Origin of the sequence: Dyadobacter diqingensis (genome assembly GCF_024220585.1) — a bacterium.
Taxonomy (GTDB): domain Bacteria; phylum Bacteroidota; class Bacteroidia; order Cytophagales; family Spirosomataceae; genus Dyadobacter; species Dyadobacter diqingensis.
The window spans coordinates 112,934-134,643 of sequence record NZ_JAMXKF010000009.1; the positions used below are offsets into that span (position 1 = coordinate 112,934).

Consider the following 21,710-nt stretch of genomic DNA (forward strand, 5'->3'; position numbering starts at 1 on the left):
ACGGTGCGGAGCGTCGGAAAAAGGACGCTATAACGTCGAAAAAATGACATATATTTGACGCATTGCAGAGTCAGCAATTCAAAAACGATTTTTAGATATGGAAAATAACACGTTTAAATCTGGCAGAGAGCTTGGGAGAAGGCACTTTGTCTCTATCGCTAACAAGGGTGAGCGTTGGAAGAAAAGAAATGTACCAGCCTACATCAGGGAATCATTGTTTATCCCACATTACATGGTGGAATTTAACGGGTTCAGGGAGCTGTACATCATTCAATCACCGATAGATCCTCGCGATAAAGTACGATTCATTTTATACGCAAGATCGAAGGTCGATGAAGAAGAATGTTCCAAAGTTTTTAATTGCAAAGAATGAAGCAGCATCGCCTGATGCCACTTATATGGTACATACTCAGGAACCAGCCTTCATTGCCGAAATAAAAAAATTCTCCGATACAAATGAGCGTGATTCATTTATATCGGAGAATGAAGGTATTGAGATTATTGTAGTGAATGCTGTTACTGTTATTGAGATTAAACGCTATCTCGAATCACCAGACCGTGAAAAAAGTAGGGCTTATTTGGACAAAAAGATTGTTCATTGGGTGGTGGCGAATTTAATCAATGGATGAGTCCTTCACATCTTCCATACACGCCATTGAGAACGATCTACCATATTCGGTTATGTCTACTACCAGTCTATTGAATTTTACCTTTTTATTTTCTCTCGAAGGAGTATTCTCATTTAAGAAGAAATTAACATTTCTGTAAAGAGGATCCTTATATTGAGATTCTATTAATTCATATTCTTTACTATAGACCGGCATGCCGGCTTTCTGATTAATCTGGAAAATTCCTAAAATCTCAAGATTTTCTAAATATAGGTCAATATTCTTGGGGAATTCTAATTCGTGAACCAGCTCTAATCCAGTTAAATTTTTTCCCAACTGGACTGATAAGGACTTACCATTTTGTTCAAAAACACCAACTACATTTAGTAACGGAAAGTGTTTTCTGCCTTTCAAAGCAAAAAGTAACTTCGCTTCATCAGCAGAGATATTGTTTATTGCAGTTATGAAAGCCGGATGAACCGCACTGACGGTATCGGAAAATGAAGCCTTTGTGAGAAGATTAATAAAAGCTTCTGATATTTCTTGCTGACTTACGTATGAAAGTTTTTCAACTATTGGAATTGCGATTGAATCTGGAACAGGAATAGTTTCCTTATTTCGTGCTTGGAGTTTAGCTTCGTATCGCTGCAGGTTTTCTTTGAGAATTATCTTTCTCCGCTCATTTAACATTTGAACCGGAAACAATATGGTGTTACCGAGATCCATGACTGTTGCCAATGCTTCGCCGGCCTTTCTAAGTACTGGTTGCAACAAGTCTTCATAAACTTTATCGGTGGGTATTTTGTCTAACGCCTTGTCTGCAATATTCCTTACGGGGTCCATATATAAACAGGTTTAATTTTCACATATGCAATATAATTAAGTATTATAAAAATCGCATAAATGATTGGCTGTCAGTAAGATTTTCTATCTTTATAAAAAGTTGCACCTTTTCTTCGCGACATCCAGAGCCAACCGGCTGAAAATCAATCACAAAAATTTGAAATCTGTTTTTTTTACGAGGAAAGTCGGCAGATCAAGCCCGCCCTTTCACATTTTGGAAATTTCCATTTTCAAAAAATCCGAATATATGAAAGCCCCCTCGAGCTGGTAGCTTCGAGAGGGCTGGGTCAGGTGGGGTAGGGGTGTAATCAATAGAATTCAATTTCGAAGCTGGTGTCGCCGGCATACATCAACCCACCTTGCAGCAACCAGGCGAAGTAGTAGTCGACCGTGTCACTTAGGTGGGTTGCGTACTCCTGGTCTTCGCCCTTCTTGTTCTCGCTCTTCTTGTCCTTCTTGTAGTCACCCGTGATGGGTGCGCGCTGCATACTGATTGTAACACTCTTGGCTTCGGTAGGATGGAAGCGGGCATACACACCATCTTCCCTTGACTCAGACAGTATGCCCTGCATCAATGCATGTATCTCATCCTTTAATGGGTTATAGGTAAGCGGGCACAGGATCACAGACCAGCCTGCGTCCGTGAAGACCTGAGCGAACTCATCGAACAGGGTGATCCATGTACCATCGGCGTTCTTCTTACTGCTGGCACTGGCATTGAGACCATTGCGGTCGCCCGTTATGTAGATGGTTCTGTTCTGGTGATTTATAAACCTTTCCACTACTTCATGGGCAAGGGTCTGGCTCATGTCCATATCAGGTTCAGGTTCGTGTACGAAGACTCCCTTCACACAGTGATTTCCCTTACCGAAGTTCTGCCAGTTAGAGCAGCTTGTGAAGTGGGCATTAAAGTCCACCACTGTGATCAGTGGTTGGCTTGGGTCATAGAAGGTTTCTTCATCAACCTCCGTGTGCCGATCATCCAGACTTGAATAGAATGATTTGGGCATCTTGCTCAGCCGCTTACCATCCACTTCCACACCGTACTCCAATTTGCTGAGCTTCTTTTTTAAGTTAGCTACATAATTGCCCGGTAAAAACATAAGGTTGTCTTTGGTGGTAATCTGCATAAATAGATAGCGATCGGGTTCCTCGCGCATTAGCTCTTCCGTATCGAACATCCAATCCCCTCCGGAGCCGTAGGGTGGTGAAGAGAAAATGGAAACAAGCCAGTGCATAGGTGAATCGAATTTACCTTTGTTGGCACGGATACGACCTTCCAGAATTTTCAGCCATTCGCGTTTGAAGATCAAAGCTTCGTCCATAAAAGCAAAGTCATCATTCCGTCCGCGATGTAGATCAGACAGCATTTTATATCCGCAGACTTCAATAACCCAGCCGTTGGGAAAAGCGATGCAATTTTCCCAGTTGTCAGGTTCCTGCCATGGTTTTTCCCAATCGTCAGGAGGTTTTCGCCAAAGCGCATAATCACCTTGACCGGTTTTAAAATTGTATTGTTTGATCCCGAAGTTTTCAGACCAAACTGATTTGATCCCCGGGAAAATCGCTCTTTGAAATTGGGTTTTCGTCGCGCAGGCAAATTGGCCTTTTCCTCTTGGAAGCTCTTCTTTCGAAACCAGCATCAAAAGAGCCATTGCAAAAGACTTTCCAGATCCAATACCGCCAATCATGGTGGCGGTTTTGGTTCCTTCGGCTGTCAGGCCGTAGAAAATACCCTCTATAAAATCGGCCTGTTTATCGTTGACCTCAATTTCCTGAATTAAATCAATTGCTGATCTCATAGTTCGCTTCCTCGGTTAATTCGTCTTTTTCTACTTTTCCGTTATTGATGACCGTTTTGCGCTTGATGACAATTTTGGTCGGTTTTTTCTTTTGCTCATCCGGGATTTTGCTCGTATCGAAGGCTCCGTCGATGACAGCAGCTTCTTTTATCATACTTCTATATTCCCGAAGCAAAGCCGCTGCGGCTTTTGGATCCGCTCCTGAATCCCTGAGCCTTTCATAGTCGATAAGAACTTTATCGGCCACGCTCCGGAACAATTCCGAGTACATGTACTTAATCCCTTCCCGGTTGCGTAGCTGGCGGAGTTCAGCAAAGATTTCGTAGGTCATTGCAAGCAGCTCCCTGGCTCTTCGGTCTTGAAGTCGGATACGCTCATCGGTTTTGGCCAGTTTAATGGTGTCCACGTCAGAAAGACCAGCCAGAAGCCATCCGCGCATGATTTCCAATTTTTGAAGTGTATCTTCCTGTTTTAAGGTCAGCTCTTTTCCGTCAAAGATGTGCTGACGGTAGACGTCCATTTCTTCATAGACCTTTTCGAGGTATTTGTTATTTTGACGCATAATTAAGGTTTATGATGTCTTTTCTAAGTTCATTTTTCATGGCTTCCATTTTAGCCAGGTCCTCCCGCCATTGCTCGGCTTTCTTGTGCTCCGGAGTTGTTTCGAGTTTTTTGGTGTATTTGGAAATATTCACGCTGAGCCGGTTGATTTCCAATTGAAGTTCTGCGACACCTTCCTTTTTCTCGATCGATGCCATGATGGACTGATCAGGCTGTTGTTTGGGAAGTGTTCCGGTTTTATCGAAATAGTCGATTGTTTTTAATACCTGGCTCCACTCCCGGCGTTTGGCATCAATCTGTGCGATCACGGGGCGAACGCCTTCGATGTCATCGTCGCGGAATTCATGCAGGGTGTTAGATAAAAGAGCAGCTTCCATGTGCAGCCGATTGGCACGCGCAAGAAGCTGCTCTTTTATATGTTTGTCCGATTCTTCGCTTACGGGATCACTTCCGTTTTTTTTTCTTCAACTGCAGGCTCGCCGGAATTGGTGGTGTCTTCCGGAATATCCTGCTGTTCTCCGGACGCATCGCCATTTGTTTCGGTGCCGGCCAGCTCGTCAGAATTTTCGTTTTCCCCAGAAAGCGGTTCAATTTTTGGACTCGCCGTTTTAGGAGAAATCCGAACGTTAGCCGACCCGATTGATTTAATAGCCTCCAACTGCTTTTTGGTTTGCTTTTGAATTTCGTCGACCGCATTGGCAGCATCAGATTTTACCGGTTCCGCTTTAACCGGTTTCAAAGCCGCCTCGTATTCTTTTTTGGCTTGCTTTAATATCGCCGTGTTCGCCTCAGACTTGTCAGAGTTGTAGCGCAACTCGGCAAGCTGATAATTCGCTTTTAATTGTTTTATTTCCATTGCTGTGAAATTAAAGGATGGGTGGATCAGGCTGGTAAAGTTGCGGGTGCGGGTCTGGAAGGCTTTTTTTCTTCCGGGATCGCAACGGTGCTGGATTCTTCCTTTTCAATAATTCGCGGATCGCCGTTATCGAAAAGTACTTTCAAATCTTTCTGATTCATTTCAGCCAGGTGTTTGGTATTTCCGTTCACGAATTCAAAGCCTTTGGCATTTTCGGCAACGGAATATATTTTCGGGGTTGTTTGAGTCTCTTGTTTCATGGGAGTTATTTGAGAAAAAGATAAAAACAATGGGGGCTCCGGATGAAGCCCCCGTTTATTATACTACCGGAGCAACAAGTGGCTCAACGGCGAAAGTAGTGGCTGATGCAAGTGGGAATACCGGCACCTGCATACCGTCTTGTTTGGCTGTGAAGGTTGCTTCCTTACGGCCAGTTCCTTTTTCTGGCATTGTGCCTTTCATTTCCAACATCATCGGGATGTATTTTTGACCGATGTAGTAGAGCTTGTCATCATTCCCCTGAACGATCAGGTTAACCGGTGTATCGCAAAGCAGTGAAGCAAACCTTACGATATCTTTGCCGTAGCCCAGGATTTTAAACTCAATGCTCTGAGTGAAACCAGCACCCAGTTTCATTTCAGTGTCGAACTTGGTTGTATCATACCATGCTTCCACTTCGATGAACTTTTTAGTTGCCACCAAAGGAATTGCGCCTGTATATTCACCGGCAGTTTTTGCGAGGTCATACGTCAGAAATTCCGATGCCAGATCTTCTGCCAAAACAATGTAGAGACGTTTGGCACCACCAATGGTCAAAGTCTGGCACTGTCTTTTAAGACCGATCAACGCGTTACAGCTGGCAACGCCGGATTCGTCGTTAAAAGAAAAGCCGCCAAGCTGCTGGCCTGCAAAGCCAACAAGACCAGCGGAAGCCATACCCATTAGTGGGTTTCCGGTAATCAGGGTTACGACAGCTGCGGAGCCGATCGAGGTGGCAGCCGTAGCAAGTCTAAATTGATTTTTCATGTATAGAAAAGAGGTTTGCGATTAGAAGATAGCCCTCCCTGTCAAGGGAGGGTAGTTTTTAGAGGGAGGGTTAAATATTGTCGTTCAAGAACAACTCGTCTGGCGTTGCAAAGTCAAAGCCAAGGGAACAGCGGATACTTACCTTGTAGGATTTCACATCTTTCACGATCGAAAGGCGGTATTCGCCCGGATTCGAGTTACATACAAACAAGAGGTTTTTAGGTGGCGTGATCACGATTGTGTCTTTGCCAGCCAGACCAGGATCAACCTTAAATTTCATGTTCGAGTAATCGTCCAGATTTTCAGGACGGTCAGCCGGTCCAACATGCTCTTTAAATCTGAGACGTCGGTCTTTACGGTATTTGTCGTACGCCTGTTGGCTACATTTAACGTCCAGCTCTTTCAAGAGCATTTTAGGACGTACATTGTTAACCATATCGGCAACTGCATTAAACTGGTCATACGCATTGGATGTAGTCAAAACCGCGCCATCGTAAACGTGACTGGCTTCAATATCGCCACCTACGGCACGGCCAGCCGTGAAAATCGTGAGAAAACCATCTACCAATGAACCTGCTCCGGAGCCAGCTGCATTGTAAACACCATTCCATGCCGTGTTCAAACGAAGCATTTCGAAATGCGAGCTTAGGATGTGTTGCAGGAAGAAAATTTCGAATGGATTATCCTGGATCTCGATCATTGTACGACCCGCAGTCTTAATCCACCCAAGATAAGATTTGTAAATTTCGTTGATCTGGGAAAGTGTGATTTCAAGATCAATATCAGCTTCCTTGAATGTCGCGAAACGGCTTCTAACAGAAAGCGCTTGTTTTCCGTCGAAGTTATCGGATGCGGGTTTCCATGCATCTTTTACATCTAACTGAACAAGAGGAGCCTTATCACGAGTAACAAGCACAGTGAAATCGTTAGCCAGGGACTGGGCACCGTAGACAACGGAGTCCAGGATGATCTGACCATCGCCATCGATAGTGCTCATTAGCGCGGTGTCGAATTTGTCAAAATTGATTGGTTTCATACTGAAAAGAAAAAATGAGGTTAAGGGTTTAGATTAAGAGCGGTTGGCTTTTTTCCAGACATCCATGGCATTCTGGTTGTACCCGGCCATCGAAGTTGCCTGTCTGCTGTTTGCGTCTTCGTCCGGGTTTTGATCGCCGGTGGACGAAGCCTTTGTATGGTGCGCTTTGTATTTATCACGCTCGGCCGTTACCGCCAAAAGTGACGCGTTAGCCGTGGCAAGTTTGGCCTCCAAAGTGGTGATGGATGCCGTAGCCGTTGCCAGCTCGCTTGTTCTTGTTACCAAGTCAGCGGAAAGCGTTGCATTAGCCAGCGTGGTGGCTTCCAGTTGCTCGTTCAAAGTGTTTACTTCTGCGGCAAAAGTAGCATGATCAGCTACGCTCAGGCTTTGGGAAATGGCCTGCTCGGAGCCAGGGAAAAATTTTGCAAAAATTGTGGATAGATTCATGGGTTTGCTCATTGGATTTATATTGAAAGCGTTGATTACATTTTACGTGCGATGGATATCGCATCGGCAAGAGTACCGGTAAGGTCCACCAGACCGTATTTGATAGCATCCTTATAATTGTACATCTTACCGGAGAAGACATCTTCGGAGTTAAGTTTTCCGATGCGGCCACGTTTTACATAGCCTTTGAAAAGTGTCATCGCGTCATCCAGATCCTGCTGTATTTCTGCTTCCAGTTCGGGAGTAAGCGGCTCGATGCCGTTGATTGTAGCTTTGTCGATCGATTCGCCAGCCCGGAAGATCCTTACGTTAAGCCCTGCTTTTTCAAGAGCCTGGCTTTGATCCACGTGCACCATCAGTACACCAATGCTTCCATATTCGGCGGCACTGGATTTTTCCATTACGATGTAATCAGTTTGGGACATGCTAAAAACACCTGCACTGGCGACGCTTCCGCTGACATAGCCTACGATCGGTTTTGGAAACCACTTGATAGCGTCTGCAAGAATTTCGATGGAATCAACTGTGCCACCAGGTGTGTTTCCGTCAACCACGACAGCTTTGACTTCCTTTTCGGCAGCGGCTTCGGCCAGAACGTCGATCAAGAATTCATTGCCCATACCGCAGAATCCGTTTCTTGACATTGTTCCTTTCATCGGGATCACCGCAACATCACCACCGCCTTTTTTGACGTATTCGCGTAAATAGACACGGGTCATGCTGACTTCGCCATCTTTGTCGCGTGGAGAAATCAGGGCACTTGATTTGAAGTGGGAGGGGATCGGGTCAAACCCTGCCGCCAACCGTGGAAGGATAATTCCTTCCATTCGGTGGGCGAAGAATTTGTTCATGTACCATAATCCAGAGAAGGTTTCTGCGTTCACAAAATCGTATCGAGTTAAATGGAGGGTAATAAGACGATACGAAGTAGAAGTCTTTTTTATAGGATATAAAGGACGAAAAGAGCCGCCGCAGGGCAGAAAGAAGTGGTTAGTTTGTCCACCAGCTTTTTCCGAACAATCGGATAAAGGTTAACATGATCAAGACCTGAATTTTGGGCACGCCACTTTCGCGGCAGTTTAAGCCAAATTCTATATCGGCGATCATCCTGGCTCCGTCCATGCCATACTTCTGCTGTCCGATTTTATTGTCATAGCAAAAGTCATGAACAACAGCGGCGTTGGCCATGCGTCCATGAGGTGGGAAAATTGGCCAGAGCCATCGGGGCACGCTGGCGAAATCAGTAATGTATCCCTTGGGGATCACTAGTTTTTCGTCAGAAAGACAGGTTTCAAACTGGCAGTCTGTTGCGACTTCAAACCAATCAACTTTTGCCGACCGCTGCTCGTATTTTCTGAATTGGATGTCCGGGTATTGCGTCATGGCTCAGGTGAAACGTAGGTATGAATCCGCCTCTAAAACTGCACCCTGTGCAATTGAGAAAGGATTTACACCGCTCTCTACTGCTGCATGCAGCCATGTATATTGTCCCGTTGCACCGATCGGATAGTTTCCGTTTTCGTCAGGAAAGACTAGCGCGCCGGTTAGGGGATCAACCTTACTGGTATCATCTGCAACGAGCAGGAACGGATCACGTTCAATGGCCGCAAAGGCATTGAGCCTGTTGTTATGCTGGTCGTAATGCTCGATACGGCAAATGAGGGTAACCGTCTTAGCGAGGTAATCCTCGTTCCGACCGGCAATAATAATTTTTCTTACCACGTCCGGGTATCCCGGGGAAGGTGAAATTTCCACGCGTTGAATATTTTCCATGTTACCTTAAAAATTGACCCACGCTATTTTTTTGATTACACCGCCATTTTTTCGGAACAACCAGCTGTTGTCTGAGACGGTCTCACCTTCCAGCACATTGGCATCGGTCGAGTTTACCGGCGTGTAGTTTCGGATGTATAGCTTGTTTCCGTTAAAACCGTTATCATACGCAGCTCCGGCAGCAGGAACGTCAGAATACATCTGATCGTAAAAAATGCAAGAAGTGCGGTTATAGGCCACAGGATTGATGCCATCTTCATATGCTGCAAAAACAGTCGTGTTCGCGCCAGCAACAAGTTTCATGACATTCAGGCCGACCATCTGCATTTTGAAGCTGGTACGCCATTCCTTCCATTGCATTTTTAGCAGACGGATACCGCCTTGCAATAAGTTGTAATCGAAGGCGGGTAAGGATGTGACATTACCCCCATGTCCTTCCGTTTCAACAATTCCCAATCCACCGCCGAATGTCATAAACTGAACATTCAAGGCACCAATCCAAAGACAATAATTTCCGTTATTGGCTGGCAGCTTGCGAATGTAAATCTTCCCGTCAGGGTAGAAGCCAAACCAGATATTAGTCGCGATAAGCGCCATGTTTGCCGGAATTTCCACAGTGCCCGAGATATATACGGTGAGGTTTACCGCCTTATCGCTGTAAAGCTGGATTGCTTTGGCCATGGTCTTTACAGCCAGGGCCAAAGTAGACCCATTTTTGGTATCATCGCCACTCGTAGCGTTGATATAGCAAACTGCATTCAACGTCAGGCTACGTGTAATGAAATTGTTTTGGATCGCATCCATGCTGGTAACAGCCGTCTGAACTTGCGTGCGAATGACAGTCCACATGCCTTTCAGTGCATTGCGTACCACTGCAGCAGTGTTGATCATGGCTGGATTTGGCGGCGAGTCTTTAATGGATGAATCAATTTGTCCATTCACCGCGTCGTTATCTGGATTCCAGGGCATAAGTGTTTGAGTTAAGAAAAGGATAAGTCGAAGCTGTAATCGAATTCTTTGAAAGGAAATAATTTTTCGGGGTCAACGGTGCTGATCCAAAGCACACCGTGCCAGTGCTGTGAGGTCAGCTGCATTTGCTGCGCCAACGTGTTTTGTATTGAGCGGGTCCAGCCAAGTTGCATGCCATTGTTTTTGGTGCCTGCCAGATAACAGTTGCCGTCCGTATCCCGAAAGATGGCAACAAAACGCTTTCGCGCATTCCGGTGCACCCAGGCGATTATATTTTTGGCATGGGTTGGCAGTGGAACCGTAATCTGTGAAGAATAGCTTTCGCCGTTCTGACTTTGCTGAAGGCTTTCAGAAAAGGTTGCGGTTTTCGCGCGGAGCTTGATTTCGGTAACGACCTTTTTTCTGTCGACTGCAAGCCATAGGGCATTCTCGGCACTGAGCAGGGTATCAGGATAAACATCAAAGGCGACGTCCTTACAATCTATCAAATATAGATGCGTAAGCCATCCAATTGCGGGTCCACCGCAGGTGACACCAATACTTTCCAAAGTTCCGAACATGCCGGAAAATTACATTGAAAAAGAGGCGGTTAAAAGGACGGGAAAACGCGGTTTTTTACACTGGAAATAATTAAAAAACCGTCTATACGGATAGTATAGGCGGTTTTTGTCGTAAAAACGGGTGGACTTTTTACGCATTTGCGTTACGGTTTACGCGTTTTCGTTACTTTTTGCGCATTTTCGTTACTTTTTACGCGTAACTTTTTTCAAATAATTTACTGGTTCGCCTGTTAATTTTCGAGATGTGATCGCGGTAAACTTTCCGGCATGTCTGATAATCGACATCGACATCACGCTCGATTCCGCGACGTTTCAGGGATGAAGTTACCAGCGGGCCATAATCGCAGCCGACCAGCTCGTGACCGCCCCGGACTTCGGCCACCATTGTCCTGCGGAAAATCTCTTCCATAAAAAGAGCCAGATCGGGTAGCTTGTCGACTGGCACTTCCATACTTTGGACATGGGAGTAATAACGGATGGTCAATGCTCCTGAGCCTTTTGCAATAACAGTTTTTTGCGTGTAAGGAATTGGCCTGGAAATAAGATGAATTAGTTTGCCAAGTTCTGAATGTTTATCAACGTGGATTTCGTCCATTCCGCTTTTCCTTTGATAACCATCATACTCGACCTGAAAGAATTTTTTAACGTGAGGTGGAAGTGTGACCACAATTTTTTTTACCATGCGTTTACGTGGAATAAATTTGATAAATATACCGAAAAAAGACAATTTTAATAAAATGATCAAAAACGCTATTTATGCACTCATACTGCTGATGGCACCGATCAGCTGGTCAAATTTGCCCTGTGTGTTGGTATTGTAGACGGCATCGCGTACACCGTTAACCGCACCTTCAACACCATTGACTGAGCCTTTCAGATCGCCGACGATCGATACTACACGTGCCAAGGCTTCACCATTGGCGATTGTTTCTTCCAAGATTCCCTTGATCGCTTCAAGCTGCTCCTTGCCTTGCTTTTGTGCGTCCGCGTGTGCCTGCTGTGCGCTGGCCGTGTCACCGGTGGCTGACGGGTCGTTTCCATCTACGCCACCATAAGCACCCGCATCGAACGAAGGCATATCACCCATGGCCGCATCGGCTTCGGCCTGCGCCGCAGCTGCTTCCGCTTCCGCATCTTTTGCAGCCTGTTCGGCTTTCCGCTTTTTCGACCCGAAAAGGTACATGCCGCGCTCGAAATATGGGCTTTCAAACTTACCGCCATCCCTGAACGCCATCGGCGTTGAAGGGTGGGGGATGACCGGTGCATCTGTCTTGCCAGGAGTTCTGGCGTTCTTGAACATCTGCTGGATTAGCGGCCAGTTCGCCTCGGTTTGTTTCGTTGAGATGATTGCTTCACCGCCCTCCATTTCACCGACATCTCTGCCGGTAGCACGGTCAAAGAGGCCTATACCACCCGTTCCGTAGGTGCTGCCATGTTTGCCACCTTGCGGTACGTGTCCCAAAGTGCCCCCTTGCGAGAAACTTGGTTCCGGCTGGTTTTTGATCTTGGCAATCTGAACGCCGGTCACGACCGCAGCCGTAGCCGCCAGAATGATGTTAAGCGGGAAAAAGTTTGCCAGGGCTTTCAGTACGGCGAGTGCCCCCGTTATTAATGCCGTTGCGATATCAGCTTTTTTCTGGGCTGCAAAAGCTTTCTTTTTCTCGGCCATTTCCGTCGCCCTGGCTTTGCGGTTTTCTGCGGCGATGGTGTCTTCCAGCTCTGCTTTGAAATCAGCTTTTTGTTCGGCTTCTTCTGAGGCAAGTTTGACTTGCTTCTCAGAAGATGCCGTCGCATCTTTCAATAGCGTATCGGTACTTTCGACGGTGAATTGTTCCAGCTCGTCGAGCGTGGCCATTTTGTTTTTGGCTTCTTCATCGGCCAGACGGATTTTCTCTTCGGACTCCTTTTTTGCCAAGGCAATTTTAGCCTCGATCGCCTGTTTTTCGTCTTCGGTCTTCGCCTGATTGGCCAGCCTTTGCAAATCCTGAATCTTTTGCTCTTCGGCGGCTTTCATTTGTTGAAGCTGCTCACTGTAATATTTTTTCAGTGCGTCGCGCTTCTGCTCTTCCGTTGAAGTTTCGCTGGTTAAAATCCTTTGCAGTTCTGCCAAACGATCGGTTTCTGCCGATTTTAATGCTGTTACATAATTCGAGCTTAACGTGATCAGCGATTCGGTTACCGACAGTTCATTGGTCAGAATTGCCACTTTTTCATCACGTTCGCGGTTCGCTTCGGCAATGGCTTTTTCTGCTTTCTTTTGAGCCAGGTTATTCAGGAAAGCAACGGCCTGCATAGCCATATCACCACCCTGCTGATAGGAAGCCATGTCGGCAGACAATCTTTGTTGCCAGGCGTCCTGATGGCCTTTGACCATCGTCTGGGCTGACTGCAAGAAACCGGAAACATCGCCGGCCAACAGTGAACCAAACATATCAGAATAAGCCTTCAGATTTGCCGCTTTCTTTTCGTGCAGATCTTTATCGATCGCCAGCTTTTCATCACTTGCTTTTTTATCTGCCGCAAGGCTTGCGTTGTGATGCCGCTCTTCGATCTGGTTTAAAGTTGCTGCGAGCTGTTCATCATTCTGAATCAGGGCAATCGCCTTTTGTCCTTCGGCCATCATTTCGGCTTCCAGCTTCTGCTGGGTAAAGCGCAGCTCTGCATCCACCCGGTCCTTTTTAATCTGCGCAATTTTGTCTGCGTTGCCGCGTGCTTGCGTAATCTGCCAGTCAAAAAGGGTCATTTCCGCCTTTTGCTCCTGATCCCGGATGAAATTGCCCTGTTCAAGTAATTTGCGATCGGCTTCCTCCTGTTCTTTGATCCGTTTCTGGCGGTATTCGCCTCTGACCTTATCCAGCGAGGCTTCGGCGTTACGGTTAATTGCTTCAATGAGCTGTGTTTTGACGGTTTCGTCAGCTTTTGAAACTTCAATTTCAGCAATGCGTTTCCGTTGGATTTCTGCGATTTTAGCTTCTTCGGCTTCCAGAGCCGTTTTGGCGGTTTTGACAACATGCTCTGATTCCAGCTGGCTGAGCAGCTCCAAAGCCTTTTTATTGTCCTTTTCACGAAGGGCAATGATTTCTGCGTCAGCATTGCGGTTTACAGCAATTCTGGCCGCTTCTTTGGTTTTTTCGTCAGCAACGGTGTCGTTGATCTCTTTTAAACGCTTACGGCGTTTTTCTTCGATCTTGTACTCCTCTGTTTTAATGGCGTTGTCAGCTGTGAGCTGATTGTGCTCCGAGTCAAGCTGTGCGACCATCTCATTGAGCTTGCTGACTGCTTTTTGCTTTTGCTCAGCCTGTTTTTCAGCCGCTTTCTTTTGAGAATCAGAGATTGCAGATTGTCTTCCGTCTTCAGTCGTTTTTGCTGCGAAAACGGCCTCAATGGTATCCTTTTTCGGTTGGGTAACAAAAGCCTCTGTCCAACCCTTTTTTATCTTGTCGAAGCTGTCAGCGGCATGACTGCCAACATTGGAAAAGTTTTTTTTCGAATTTTCGAAACTTTGGGCGGCTCCTGAAAAATCACCGGCCAACACTTGAACGACTGCCTTTCCTCCCTGTACCAGTCCGGCTATTGCTTCGAATGCATCGCCCAGGATTCCGATGAATAATTGGGTGGGAGCGAGCACAGCACGGAAGGCAAGTCCAATGGCCTGCATGACCAAATTTAGAGAAAGGCCAGCTGCGTTGAATTTTGGAAAAACATTCGAAAAAACATTTATGAACGCGCTGGCCATACCGCCCACAACAGAAAACAAGTCTTCAAAAACAGCTAGTACCGGATCGGTCGCGTTGACGATTTTTACGAGCCATTCAATACCGCCTGCGAGCAGGTCCAGAAAAAATTTAAAAATGGGAGATAACCGGTCGCCGATCGCGGTTTTAAGCGAATCCAGTACGTCGCCGAAATTGCTGGCTTTACCACCCAAGGTTTCCATCATCTGGGCATTTTGTCCGGCAACACCCGTCATGGCGCCCATCGCAATGATCGACTGATAAATGGCTTCCTCGTTGTTTTTAACAACGGTAGTTTGCCCTTTGAAGCTCAATGAGACATTATCGCCTTCTTTTTTAGCCTTAACCCCGAATTCTTTTAATCGCTCAAATTCTCCGGTTTGAGCGTCAAGAACAGCTTCCACAAGTTGGTCGAAGGTTTTTCCTTGCGATGCGGCGAGATCGGCCAAGGCCACCATCTCTTTTTGGGATGGACGTAGACCGCGATTGACCATTTTGACATATCCGTCCGTAAGTTCGTCCACACCGAAAGCAGTTTCTTTTGCCATTTTCTTGATGGCTTCCATGGCTTGCTTTGCTTCTTTTTGACCGCCCAGCGCAGTGGTCAGTACCTTTTCATACTTTTCAAAACTGGCCGTCGTGGTAAAGATCTCTTTGCCGATATTTACAATCCACTGAATAACTTGCAAGGCAATAATGGCCTGAAAAACGGTGCCGATCGATTTGACCCCGGATGTTATTTTACCCCACAAGCCAGGTTGTCCAAGATCGCCGGCTTCCTCTTTTATTTTCTTGGCCTGGTCTGTAACCTTCTTGAACTGGGCTTCTGCTTCGCCGATTTTTTTTAATTGTGCCGTGGCCGCAGCGGAATCGGGAACCATGTTTTTTAGCTCCTTATTCAGGTTTTTGATGTAGGTTTGAAGCTGGGAAAATGTCATTTTCGTGACATCCATATTTTTGAGCTCTTTGGTCAGCTTCGCGGCTTGCTCCTGTGCATCTTTTAGTTCGTTTTTGTATTTTTTCCATTCTTCCGAACCTTTCCCGCCCGTTTTCTCAATCTCAGTAATTGTCTTTTTTAGGTCTTTGGCTTGTTTATTGGTATCGTCGATCGTTTTTTGAAGTTGTGCGGCCTCGCCACGCAATTCGAGGGTAAGTACGTCTCCTATCATTTTGCAGCGTTTTTACGGGCTATTTTGGTATCCACAGCATTCCACGCAGCCTGAATACGGCTGGCGTTGATGTTTTCTGTCGGCAGGCTGATTGAACTTTCAAATCCGAAGGCTTCACGGAACTGCTGAGCCGCCCAGACGTGAACAGCCGCGGTCATGTCCTGATAAAACTGAGGGATTACAATGAGCTTTAACGGATCGTTGTAAATTCCACGGTAGCCGCGTTTGATGTTTGGCGTTGCTTTGAGGTGGTATTGTATTGCCTGGGCAATCCTGTAAATTTTCTGGGTGTCAGATGCTGGCTGAACTTTGGCGTCCCGATAGCCAGGAACATACGGGAAGTTGTCCACGCCGACAGTTTCGACCCACTCGGCCAATGGCTTAATAGGGGGGACGGTCATGCCGTAATTGAGGACTTTCAAATCCTTTATCCTAAGCAGTTCGCTGTAATAAATATGGCCGCTGATCCAGCCTTTTCCTTTGGTTACGCCACCCGCACGAATTGAATTCAGCGTTTCCCGGGTAAGGACAACACCTTCACGCTCAACGGCACTTTTCAGTACGTTTTCAGCGCGTTTTATGAAGTCTTGGAGAAGCTGGGAAAGTATTGGACTATCCTCGAAATCTGTCATTTTAGCAATCGCATTAATTTACGATAACTAAGTTGTTGGTCTATTTCAAGAGGTGAAAGGACGAGAAAAGTAAATCTATTTATATATTTAGCACAACTAAATTTTAAAAATATGGCCAAGTTTATACAAGTGACGCCGTCGGACAGTAGATACAAAATTAGAGTGAATGTTGATCACATTACTTGGTATGGAACCGTTAATGAAAATGATAGGCAGCAATACAAAATTCACTTTATTTCTGATACTTGGATTTACGTTGACGAAGACACGAAAATGATCGACTCTCTTATTGCAGGTTTACTAAGCAGCTAGTTATCATTAGTGCCAATTTTGCCTGCAGTTAGTGGATGCAATAAAATCTTTTTTCCTTGCTCAAGAGATCTTTGAGACGCTTAAAATATTTTTGTAATGAAATTGATAATCGATACCGAAGTTTTAATACTTAAACAATGCTCAATAAATGATCTACCTAATTTTGTCGTCTTAACAGGAGAGAATGGTTCTGGTAAAACCCAGCTATTAAAACTTATATCTATATGGCGAGGGCAAGGTGCTAGGCTTTTAAATGAACAAGGTGAGGAATTTAGAACAATAGTTTTTGCTGATGCCGGGCTTGCGACTCCAAGTGATGACATCCACCCAAGTGCCTATTTTGAAGACTTAAGACTTCAATGGAAAAAAATAGAAATATTGGCTAGATTCTCGACTTTTTTTCGCGATCTAGATATGGGAAATGATGAAACAGTAGCAAAAGCAAATCAGGATTTTAGTGATTTGGCAACGAGTGTAATGTCTGGGAATAGTAACAAATCCCCATCTCAGCAAGATAGACAATTTACAAAGCAAGAATTTCTTACAATAATTGAATTATGTAACAAAACAGGTAAAACGGGTGAGCAGTTGAACTTTATAGACTATTTTGCTTTCCATCAATTACCTTCATCTCTCTTTTCTTCTACCCTTTCTTTAATATTTCATCAGTTTGCTATCAAAAAAAAGTATTATCCAGAATCAGTTGCCGATAAGCAAGCTCCTTGGGATCTGTTTAATGCACTATTACTCGAGGCAGGGTTTGGATATTCTGTATCGACCTCAATTGATCAGTATAATCAAGGGTTAAATGAAATAGTACTTAAGCCTGACGATATAGGGCAACTAATACATGTTAGTGCTTTATCGGTTGGAGAGCAAACTTTGATGTCTTTGACCGTTTTACTTTATAATTCTCGAGAAGGGAATAACTTTCCTGATGTTCTGGTGTTAGATGAACCAGATGCGTTTTTACATCCCAAATTCGCGAATATCTTCCTTAAAGTGATCCAACGGGTTTTAGTCGACGAAAAAGGTATTCGTTTGATTATCACTACTCATTCGCCATCGACCGTTGCTTTATCTCCACCTGATTCTATTTATTTAATGAAAAGGACGCTAGGATATCCTGTAAAGGCAGATTTGAACGAGGCAGTTAGATATTTGACCAATGGACTGAGTACACTGAATATCTCTATTGATAATAGGAAGCAAATTTATACTGAAGCCAAAAACGATCAACTCTTTTATCAGCAGCTTTTTGAAAGAATGCAAACTAAAAACATGCTAAGCAAAGATCAATTTTTGACATTTATTCAAGTATCAAGGAACAAAAATACTGAGGGTGGTGGATTTGAAAAAGTAGTAGATTTGACAGACTCCTTATATTCAAACGGTAACGGAAATTCATCCATTTATGGTTTGATTGACTGGGATTGTGAAGATAGACAATTGAGTGATAGGATATCGATTTTTGCTGAGAAAACGCGATACAATATAGAGAATTTTATTTATGACCCCTTATTTATTGCATGCCTTTGTTTGCAAAAAGAACTCCCGAATAAGAAACTATTTGGTTTGGATGATACGGATCATAGAATGGACTATTTGGAATTTAATTCACAGAAATTACAAGGAATTATCGACAAAATTTCGTCTCAAGTTCAGCGAAACGTTGATTGGGACAAAGCGAAAACGACAAGTACGGCTCCTATTAAAGTTCAACTACTTAATAACATGACTATTAAAGTCCCAGAATGGTACTTAAAAGTGAATGGGCACATAATTGAAAAAGCATGTCGTGATACTTTTGAAACTCTAAAATCACATGAGACGCCTAAAATGATCTCTGAAATTTTACTTTCCTATTTTATGTGGCTACCCGTCGAAGTAAAGACTACATTTGAAACGTTACAAGCTCGTAGAATTCGAGAAGATTAAATTAAACTCCTCCAAGTAACAAGGCCGTTGCAACTCCCCTAACTGGTACGCCAACATTGAGTTGAGCGATTATATAATCAACGCCATCGATATGATACTTTTTTGAGAAATCAAGCTGAGCAATATCGGTTTCGTTGATTGTAAAATCTTTGCTCAGGTAAAACTGACGCTGACGCAGTGCAATGGTTTCTTTCCAGGTTGTTTGCGCAAGGTCGGCGGGAAACAATGATATCCCACCCATCGAAGGAAGTGCCAGCGGACGTGCCCCGCTAAGGCCATGCCAAAAAAGTAAACGCGGGGCCCATGCTTTGGCATCCTGCGCAAACTGACTCGACTGCCCTTCCTGCTTACAAATCGGTAGCCCTGAAACCACATCTGCCAAAAGCGTTGAAAATTTAAAATCCATTGGTGCGATACCATTGGAGGTACCGGCCACTTCCGGCGAAATATAATCCGCGAATGCTGCCGGTTTGTCTTTTGCCAGGGCGTCATTACTGTCGACGGACATACTTAGCCGAATCCGCGTATTGTTTTCCGGTGTCTTGTTTTCGCCCATAGTGCCCTTTGCAGACCAGTCCCGGACGGTGGGAGCGCTCAAAGCATCCTCCCAAAAATCTATTTTAAGAGACTTTTCTACGGAGTTGAAAGTAAATTTCAGGTTAGAAATTTTTCTTAGTTCAAGAATAAACTGGACAATTGAAAAATTGGGAAGGTGGTTTTTGACGGTTACTGAATGGGCTTCAACCTCCCTTAAATTAACCAGGATCAATTTGCTCCAAATCGGGTGATCCAGAAAACTGCCTGTAATTTTCGTTCCCGTTATTTGTCCGATTTTTTTCAAAACCCAGCAAACAAAGAACTGCGGCACTACCGGACTGAAAACATAGTCCCCATTCTGATAATCATTGACCTTTCCGGCGTAAAAAATCGACGCGCCATTTGCTCCGTAGAAATTCTCATTGACGATCGTAGGAAAACAGCACGTCGGCGCATTTTCATGATCATTCACCACCGGTGTCAACGATACAGGTAGCGGTATGGTACCGAAGTCGATTTGTTGTAAGGAAAGATTTTGATAGTCCCCGAAAAACAAACCAAGACGGTCGGTAAATGCGCCTTTGTACCCCGTTTGTAGCGATGCTTCAGTGAGAATAAAATACCCTTCACGGATCAGTTCACCATTAAAAAAATGCTCATAATGCATCTCGGGAAGGTAGGCACCGGCCTGAGGCTCCTCCCAGTAATCGAAAATTGCCCGGTTGGTTCGGACTGCCGGAAAGACAGGAATAGTGGCCTGACTGCTGGGTATGGTATCATACAGCAAATGCGGGTTTACAAGTTGGTAAGCAACACTTTCTTTTGACGGAACGTAGACTTCAAAACCGTTTAATCTGATCATACTGGCGTTATTTCGAAAATGAGAGGAGCGTCCGAACTGTTTACAATGACATTATCAAAAACAAAGTATCCGGGTTCCGTTACGGTTATTTCCCTGTTTTTTGCTGCCAGTTTGATCTTGCACTGACGTTGCGGGCTTGCCTGATACAGGACTTGCAGAATGAAATTATATTTTCCCGGAGGGAATTCGGCATCGGACAATCTGGTTGTGATCGGATTTGAGCCGGTGCAGTTTGGAATGATTTCTGTACCCGATATCCGAAGATTAACAACAGGTCCATAGTCTGCTGATCCGACAATCTGATTATTAAGGTTCATCGGAAAATAATGCCGGATTCCAAACCTGAGCGGTACATTGTTAAGTGTGCAGGTGCCTGACGCATCGGCGAAAGCCTGGGTGTTCATGCTGTTATATTTTGCTTCGGCCAGTGCATCGGCGTCACCGCTTTTTTCGCCGCCATAGGTATTGGCCGCAATCAGTATGGTAGCAGCTCCTCCCAGATATCCATCCCCACAGGTGGTGCGGTTAAATGTGCCCAGTCTTGAAATTTGGGTATTCGGGAAAGGGGTACTGCCAGGAGCGATCGAGCTGTCGGTTACCGGTTCTACGTAATCAGGATCGCCCTGTGAATTTGCTTTGACCGTGTAGGGTTTCACCGGCGTATTATTGTCAAGGTAAACCTTTTCCAGACGTTCAAAAGCAAGCTTTCCGGTTCTTTTTCCATAACCATCCAGTACCTGTTTTAAAGAAACTCCGCGCCATGTTGTAGCGCGTGGTTCGGTGGGCTGGGCAGCCGGAAGGCTGCTGAAGTTTTCAACGGTATCGAGTATCCGAAAACCGAATGTTCTGGCAACAAGCCCTTGGTTATCCTCCTGATCCGTTAAAGATTGCGTGGTTAATTGCAGCGGACGATGCCCTTTGCTGCTGACCAGAAACACTTCTTCAGACAGTAATAGCTCGTCAAGATAATTGAGGTAGGCAATGGCATCCCGTTTGAAAAAACCGGTGCTTACCTGTAAATCGTACTCACCCTCGATGCTGATAATTTTCAGCTCGGAAAAATCAACACCGGCGTTTGCAGGTCTTTCCGTCTGGGCGGTGTTCTGTGAGACTTTGAGGTTTCGTTGCGCCTGTCCGGTCAGTCGCAGCGTATCCCAACCACCAAGGCTGTTTACAAAAAGGACGCTGCGCTCGAACTCTTGATCTGTTCGGTCAATCAGATAAGTTCGGACTTCACTTACGCGCTGGTTGTTTTCATTGGAAAGCCAGACGTCATATTTGGCGATGGTCGACGGCAATTTAAGGATTGAAGCACCAACAGGGCAGCAGATCACCGAATACAAAACCGGATTTTGTAAAGACATCGCTGTTACGGTTTCTGATATCGCACCGTCAGCTCCGTAGGCCTGCACCCGTAGTTTTAATGTTTGGGGCTTTGGCGTGAAATTCAAAACAAAGCTTAGGTACTCTTCCTGAGTAGGTGCGATACTTTTAAAGTTGGGTTGCCACGTCAAAAATTGCTTGGCATTACTTTGCCAGCTCTTGAAAAATGAATCGCCGTATGCATAAAAATCCTCATTGGCCAGACCGGCTTTGATCGCGTACATTTTACCAAGCTGGTTGGAAATGTTGACGGCGGGCATGCCGCCCCTGATTTCTTCACGTAAGGTAAATGCAAGTGTCTGGCTCAGGGATATTGTCATTTGAGCCTGTTTGTGTCTTGGCTTTGCGTAGGTGAGGAGCCCGTCTATTTTGCCATTCCGGCCAGAATTGAACCTGAATTCTGCACCGGCGAAAATCTGCACACCGGACTGGTTGTCCACCGGAGCTTCGCGGCCTTCGGAGGTATGAAGTTCTTCAAAATTCTCACTGAACGGAAACTCCGGAACCTGAATGGCCAGGTAATATTTTAAGCCTACACGGCTGATCAGGCCGGGATCAGCCGCCTCGATGGTATGGGTAAGCTTGTTTCGGCTGAATTTTAACGGTAAGTAAGACTGGTCGGTAGCAATCGCGTCAATCATCTTCAATTATTTTTTTTCAAA

At 45.2% G+C, this 21,710-nt stretch carries 21 protein-coding genes; 2 read left to right on the top strand and 19 right to left on the bottom strand.

The features are described 5' to 3' along the window. The first annotated feature begins 332 nt into the window (after positions 1–332). Complete coding sequence (locus M1L62_RS21975) at positions 333–629, top strand: hypothetical protein (RefSeq protein WP_254561777.1); 297 nt, start codon at positions 333–335, stop codon at positions 627–629. On the opposite strand, the gene M1L62_RS21980 is transcribed toward M1L62_RS21975, so the two are convergent. From M1L62_RS21980 to M1L62_RS22060, 17 genes are all read right to left on the bottom strand, one after another. After that, complete coding sequence (locus M1L62_RS21980) at positions 615–1,451, bottom strand: Abi-alpha family protein (RefSeq protein WP_254561778.1); 837 nt, start codon at positions 1,449–1,451, stop codon at positions 615–617. The two genes, M1L62_RS21975 and M1L62_RS21980, sit on opposite strands and share 15 nt — an antisense overlap. Before the next feature lie 308 nt (positions 1,452–1,759). Then, positions 1,760–3,253, bottom strand: coding sequence for a terminase large subunit domain-containing protein (locus M1L62_RS21985; RefSeq protein ID WP_254561779.1), 1,494 nt, complete (start codon positions 3,251–3,253; stop codon positions 1,760–1,762). After that, positions 3,237–3,815, bottom strand: a complete 579-nt coding sequence (locus tag M1L62_RS21990; protein WP_254561780.1) for a hypothetical protein — start codon at positions 3,813–3,815, stop codon at positions 3,237–3,239. The genes M1L62_RS21985 and M1L62_RS21990 overlap by 17 nt, the downstream gene beginning before the upstream one ends. After that, the gene (locus M1L62_RS21995) at positions 3,802–4,191 is read right to left on the bottom strand and encodes a hypothetical protein (RefSeq protein ID WP_254561781.1); all 390 of its coding nucleotides are present in this window, start codon (positions 4,189–4,191) and stop codon (positions 3,802–3,804) included. Before M1L62_RS21995 ends, M1L62_RS21990 begins: the two co-directional genes overlap by 14 nt. A gap of 59 nt (positions 4,192–4,250) precedes the next feature. After that, entirely contained in the window at positions 4,251–4,670 is a 420-nt protein-coding gene (locus M1L62_RS22000) for a hypothetical protein (RefSeq protein WP_254561782.1), read from the bottom strand. A 26-nt stretch (positions 4,671–4,696) separates the two neighbouring features. Beyond that, a complete protein-coding gene (locus tag M1L62_RS22005) occupies positions 4,697–4,930 on the bottom strand; it encodes a hypothetical protein (RefSeq protein WP_254561783.1) in 234 nt (77 codons plus the stop codon). A gap of 58 nt (positions 4,931–4,988) precedes the next feature. After that, positions 4,989–5,696 carry a hypothetical protein gene (locus tag M1L62_RS22010; RefSeq protein WP_254561784.1) on the bottom strand — a complete coding sequence of 236 codons (708 nt, stop codon included), beginning with the start codon at positions 5,694–5,696 and terminating at the stop codon, positions 4,989–4,991. Positions 5,697–5,766: 70 nt separating this feature from the next. Further along, positions 5,767–6,732, bottom strand: coding sequence for a hypothetical protein (locus tag M1L62_RS22015; RefSeq protein WP_254561785.1), 966 nt, complete (start codon positions 6,730–6,732; stop codon positions 5,767–5,769). A 33-nt stretch (positions 6,733–6,765) separates the two neighbouring features. Continuing rightward, positions 6,766–7,179 (bottom strand): hypothetical protein, encoded by a 414-nt coding sequence (locus M1L62_RS22020; RefSeq protein ID WP_254561786.1) that lies wholly within the window; start codon positions 7,177–7,179, stop codon positions 6,766–6,768. A gap of 35 nt (positions 7,180–7,214) precedes the next feature. Beyond that, the gene (locus tag M1L62_RS22025; RefSeq protein WP_254561787.1) at positions 7,215–8,006 is read right to left on the bottom strand and encodes a S49 family peptidase; all 792 of its coding nucleotides are present in this window, start codon (positions 8,004–8,006) and stop codon (positions 7,215–7,217) included. 163 nt (positions 8,007–8,169) lie between these two features. After that, positions 8,170–8,562: a DUF1353 domain-containing protein gene (locus M1L62_RS22030; protein ID WP_254561788.1), complete on the bottom strand. Its 393-nt coding sequence runs from the start codon at positions 8,560–8,562 to the stop codon at positions 8,170–8,172. A gap of 3 nt (positions 8,563–8,565) precedes the next feature. After that, positions 8,566–8,952 (bottom strand): hypothetical protein, encoded by a 387-nt coding sequence (locus tag M1L62_RS22035; protein ID WP_254561789.1) that lies wholly within the window; start codon positions 8,950–8,952, stop codon positions 8,566–8,568. 6 nt (positions 8,953–8,958) lie between these two features. Continuing rightward, positions 8,959–9,921, bottom strand: a complete 963-nt coding sequence (locus M1L62_RS22040) for a hypothetical protein (RefSeq protein WP_254561790.1) — start codon at positions 9,919–9,921, stop codon at positions 8,959–8,961. Between the two features lie 11 nt (positions 9,922–9,932). Then, entirely contained in the window at positions 9,933–10,481 is a 549-nt protein-coding gene (locus M1L62_RS22045) for a hypothetical protein (protein WP_254561791.1), read from the bottom strand. 190 nt (positions 10,482–10,671) lie between these two features. Continuing rightward, complete coding sequence (locus M1L62_RS22050) at positions 10,672–11,163, bottom strand: hypothetical protein (RefSeq protein WP_254561792.1); 492 nt, start codon at positions 11,161–11,163, stop codon at positions 10,672–10,674. 72 nt (positions 11,164–11,235) lie between these two features. Then, the gene (locus M1L62_RS22055; RefSeq protein WP_254561793.1) at positions 11,236–15,384 is read right to left on the bottom strand and encodes a tape measure protein; all 4,149 of its coding nucleotides are present in this window, start codon (positions 15,382–15,384) and stop codon (positions 11,236–11,238) included. Next, on the bottom strand, positions 15,381–16,016 hold the full coding sequence (locus M1L62_RS22060; protein ID WP_254561794.1) for a hypothetical protein: 636 nt from the start codon (positions 16,014–16,016) through the stop codon (positions 15,381–15,383). The genes M1L62_RS22055 and M1L62_RS22060 overlap by 4 nt, the downstream gene beginning before the upstream one ends. 408 nt (positions 16,017–16,424) lie before the next feature. Here M1L62_RS22060 and M1L62_RS22065 point away from each other — a divergent pair, with 408 nt between their 5' ends. After that, a complete protein-coding gene (locus tag M1L62_RS22065) occupies positions 16,425–18,266 on the top strand; it encodes an ATP-binding protein (protein WP_254561795.1) in 1,842 nt (613 codons plus the stop codon). A 1-nt stretch (position 18,267) separates the two neighbouring features. Here M1L62_RS22065 and M1L62_RS22070 read toward each other — a convergent pair whose 3' ends face one another. Continuing rightward, positions 18,268–19,665 carry a hypothetical protein gene (locus tag M1L62_RS22070; RefSeq protein ID WP_254561796.1) on the bottom strand — a complete coding sequence of 466 codons (1,398 nt, stop codon included), beginning with the start codon at positions 19,663–19,665 and terminating at the stop codon, positions 18,268–18,270. Then, positions 19,662–21,689 carry a DUF5977 domain-containing protein gene (locus M1L62_RS22075; protein WP_254561797.1) on the bottom strand — a complete coding sequence of 676 codons (2,028 nt, stop codon included), beginning with the start codon at positions 21,687–21,689 and terminating at the stop codon, positions 19,662–19,664. The genes M1L62_RS22070 and M1L62_RS22075 overlap by 4 nt, the downstream gene beginning before the upstream one ends. Positions 21,690–21,710 lie beyond the last annotated feature (21 nt).

Coding starts and splice junctions, on each gene's coding strand:
- M1L62_RS21975 (WP_254561777.1), top strand. CDS start 333: ATGAAGAAGAATGTTCCAAAGTTTTTAATTGCAAAGAATGAAGCAGCA.
- M1L62_RS21980 (WP_254561778.1), bottom strand. CDS start 1,451: ATGGACCCCGTAAGGAATATTGCAGACAAGGCGTTAGACAAAATACCC.
- M1L62_RS21985 (WP_254561779.1), bottom strand. CDS start 3,253: ATGAGATCAGCAATTGATTTAATTCAGGAAATTGAGGTCAACGATAAA.
- M1L62_RS21990 (WP_254561780.1), bottom strand. CDS start 3,815: ATGCGTCAAAATAACAAATACCTCGAAAAGGTCTATGAAGAAATGGAC.
- M1L62_RS21995 (WP_254561781.1), bottom strand. CDS start 4,191: ATGGAAGCTGCTCTTTTATCTAACACCCTGCATGAATTCCGCGACGAT.
- M1L62_RS22000 (WP_254561782.1), bottom strand. CDS start 4,670: ATGGAAATAAAACAATTAAAAGCGAATTATCAGCTTGCCGAGTTGCGC.
- M1L62_RS22005 (WP_254561783.1), bottom strand. CDS start 4,930: ATGAAACAAGAGACTCAAACAACCCCGAAAATATATTCCGTTGCCGAA.
- M1L62_RS22010 (WP_254561784.1), bottom strand. CDS start 5,696: ATGAAAAATCAATTTAGACTTGCTACGGCTGCCACCTCGATCGGCTCC.
- M1L62_RS22015 (WP_254561785.1), bottom strand. CDS start 6,732: ATGAAACCAATCAATTTTGACAAATTCGACACCGCGCTAATGAGCACT.
- M1L62_RS22020 (WP_254561786.1), bottom strand. CDS start 7,179: ATGAATCTATCCACAATTTTTGCAAAATTTTTCCCTGGCTCCGAGCAG.
- M1L62_RS22025 (WP_254561787.1), bottom strand. CDS start 8,006: ATGGAAGGAATTATCCTTCCACGGTTGGCGGCAGGGTTTGACCCGATC.
- M1L62_RS22030 (WP_254561788.1), bottom strand. CDS start 8,562: ATGACGCAATACCCGGACATCCAATTCAGAAAATACGAGCAGCGGTCG.
- M1L62_RS22035 (WP_254561789.1), bottom strand. CDS start 8,952: ATGGAAAATATTCAACGCGTGGAAATTTCACCTTCCCCGGGATACCCG.
- M1L62_RS22040 (WP_254561790.1), bottom strand. CDS start 9,921: ATGCCCTGGAATCCAGATAACGACGCGGTGAATGGACAAATTGATTCA.
- M1L62_RS22045 (WP_254561791.1), bottom strand. CDS start 10,481: ATGTTCGGAACTTTGGAAAGTATTGGTGTCACCTGCGGTGGACCCGCA.
- M1L62_RS22050 (WP_254561792.1), bottom strand. CDS start 11,163: ATGGTAAAAAAAATTGTGGTCACACTTCCACCTCACGTTAAAAAATTC.
- M1L62_RS22055 (WP_254561793.1), bottom strand. CDS start 15,384: ATGATAGGAGACGTACTTACCCTCGAATTGCGTGGCGAGGCCGCACAA.
- M1L62_RS22060 (WP_254561794.1), bottom strand. CDS start 16,016: ATGACAGATTTCGAGGATAGTCCAATACTTTCCCAGCTTCTCCAAGAC.
- M1L62_RS22065 (WP_254561795.1), top strand. CDS start 16,425: ATGAAATTGATAATCGATACCGAAGTTTTAATACTTAAACAATGCTCA.
- M1L62_RS22070 (WP_254561796.1), bottom strand. CDS start 19,665: ATGATCAGATTAAACGGTTTTGAAGTCTACGTTCCGTCAAAAGAAAGT.
- M1L62_RS22075 (WP_254561797.1), bottom strand. CDS start 21,689: ATGATTGACGCGATTGCTACCGACCAGTCTTACTTACCGTTAAAATTC.